The organism is Methylobacterium sp. (genome assembly GCF_019750675.1).
In the GTDB taxonomy this organism is placed as follows: Bacteria; Pseudomonadota; Alphaproteobacteria; order Rhizobiales; family Beijerinckiaceae; genus Methylobacterium.
In genome coordinates, this window is record NZ_JAIEOF010000055.1 from 1 (window position 1) to 2,575 (window position 2,575).

Here is a 2,575-nt window from a genome sequence, read left to right on the forward strand (position 1 = left end):
TCGTGGTGCGTGACTTCGGCCCGGCGCGTTCGTCACGCCGGATCCGGAGTGGCTTGCGTCTTGGAAGTGCCTCGCAGTTTGGAAGTGCCTTGCGTCTTGGAAGTGCCTCGCGTCTTGGAAGTGCCTCGCGTCTTGGATGAACGGACTTCACCCTCGCCCGCCGCCCGCGAGGTGGGACAGGCCGCGTCGGCGGCCGGCCGCGATGCCCTGCGGGCACGGATCGCGGAGGAGATCGCCCGGCAGAACGTCTATCCCGTGGCCGAGCGCACGCTCAGCCTCCTGGCGGAAGCGTGCCTCGCGCCCCTGACGGAAGCGCCCTTCTACCGCGTGGTCGATCGCGCGGGCGCTCCGCGCCTCCTCACCGAGGCCGATGGCCGGACGGTGCCGATGCCGATCGAAGCGCTCTTCGCCGAGCTGCGGGACCGGCACCCCGCCCTGTTCCTTCCTCCGCCGCCCGAGCCGGAGCCCGTTTCCGAGCCGCAGGCCGAGCCCGCAGTGCCGGCGGAGGATTTCAGGGTGGCGACCGCGCGCTTCGTCGGGGCGCAGTCGCTCCTGGCCCGCTCCCTCATGGCGCGCTCGATCACGCGTGGCCGGGCGACGGCCCAGGCGATGTCCACCGCGATCTCCGACCGGGCGGCCGCACTGAGGCCACAGCGTGCCCCCGCCGCCGATCCTTCGGCCGCGCCGGTGGAGGGCGGCGCACCGGCCGAGCCGGGCCGGTCCGCGCGCGCCTCGCGCCGCCTGCGGGAGGGTACGCGCAGCCTCACCGGCTACGCGCGCGGCCGCATCGCCGACACCACCTCGCGGCTGCGCGACGTCGCCCGCGACCGCAACACCCTGCGCGACGCCCTCTCGCGCCGCGCGCTCCCCTTCGGCCTCATCGTCGGCGGCGTCGCCCTCGTCGCCGGGGTGACGGCCATCGGCGGCCGGACCGGCACCGAGGAGGAGGCGTCCGCGCCCGAGACCCGGAGCCAGGCGCAGGTCCAGCCACCCGCCGCCGGGAATCCGCCGAGCGCGCCCGACATGAGCCCGGCCCTGCCCGAGGAGAACCAGCCCAAGCCCGCGCGCGCCAACGAACTCACCGGTCCTGTCGAAGTCATCGACACCGCGACCCTGCGCGTGGCCGGCAAGCTGGTGCGCCTGTTCGGAGTCGAATGGGTGCGCGGGGGCCAAGCCGACGAACTCACCCGCTACTTGGCTGGGCGCACCGTGACCTGCCAGCCCGTGGCGGGCAGCGAGGCCCGGCTCTGCGCGGTGGACGGCCGCGACCTCTCCGAGGTGGTTCTGTTCAACGGCGGCGGCCGCGCCTCGCCGGAGGCCACGCCCGATCTCGTGGCGGCCGAGGACCATGCCCGCGCCGAGCGCCTCGGCGTCTGGGCGCGCTGAGGGCGGCTCCGCGCACGATCCGAGACGAACCGGCGGCGCCGTTCCGCGTGGGGGCCGCCCGCCGCTTGCATCCGCTCCGCCCGCCGGTGTCAATGTCCGGGGACATCGGGATTTGGGGCTCGGAGCATGGACCTGTCCGTGGGGGTGAGCGTGGCGGCCGTGGCGCTGGTGGCCCTCGTGCTGGTGACGCTCGCCATCGGCATCAACATCGTGCCGCAGGGCCACGTCTACACGGTGGAGCGCTTCGGCAAGTACCATCGCAGCCTGGAATCCGGCCTCGGCCTCATCGCACCCTACGTCGAGCGGATCGGCCGGCGGGTGAACGTGATGGAGCAGGTCATCGACGTGCCGAGCCAGGAGGCCTTCACCCGCGACAATGCCGGGGTCCGGATCGACGCGGTGGTGTTCTACCAGGTGCTCGACGCGGCGCGGGCCTCCTACGAGGTCTCGAAGCTCGAGGTGGCGGTGATGACGCTCACCATGACCAACATCCGCACGGTCGTCGGCTCGATGGACCTCGACCAGCTGCTCTCGCACCGCGACGAGATCAACGAGCGCCTGCTGCGGGTGATGGATGCGGCGGCCTCGCCCTGGGGCGTGAAGATGACCCGCATCGAGATCAAGGACATTGTGCCGCCCGCCGATCTGGCCGGCGCCATGGCCCGCCAGATGAAGGCCGAGCGCGAGAAGCGCGCCTCCGTGCTGGAGGCGGAGGGCCACCGGCAGGCGGAGATCCTGCGCGCGGAGGGGCGCAAGCAATCGGCGATCCTGGAGGCGGAAGGGCGCAGGGAGGCGGCGTTCCGCGATGCGGAGGCCCGCGAGCGCGGGGCCGAGGCCGAGGCGCGCGCGACCCAGCTCTTGAGCGAGGCCATCGCCAAGGGCGACATCGCGGCGGCGAACTTCCTCGTGGCCGAGAAGTACGTGGAGGCGGTCAAGGCCATCGCCACGGCCCCGAACCAGCGCGTGGTGGTGGTGCCGATCGAGGCGGCGGCGCTGGCCGGCACGCTCGGCGGCATCGCCGAGATCACCCGCAGCGTCTTCGGCGAGGGCGCGCCGGCCCGTAAGAGCAGCGGATTGCCGCCGAATGTCGGGGGCGGCGCCCGATGATCGCGTCGTTCGTCGAGGCGATCGGACCCGCCTGGACCTGGATCCTGATCGGCCTCGTGCTGATGGGGACGGAACTCGTCGC

General features: G+C 73.1%; 2 protein-coding genes. Both read left to right on the plus strand.

The genetic code is table 11. The features are described 5' to 3' along the window. The first annotated feature begins 132 nt into the window (after nucleotides 1–132). Nucleotides 133–1,386 carry a hypothetical protein gene (locus tag K2X24_RS02770; protein ID WP_292494422.1) on the plus strand — a complete coding sequence of 418 codons (1,254 nt, stop codon included), beginning with the start codon at nucleotides 133–135 and terminating at the stop codon, nucleotides 1,384–1,386. 126 nt (nucleotides 1,387–1,512) lie between these two features. Beyond that, nucleotides 1,513–2,493, plus strand: coding sequence for an SPFH domain-containing protein (locus tag K2X24_RS02775; RefSeq protein ID WP_292494424.1), 981 nt, complete (start codon nucleotides 1,513–1,515; stop codon nucleotides 2,491–2,493). Nucleotides 2,494–2,575: the final 82 nt, after the last annotated feature.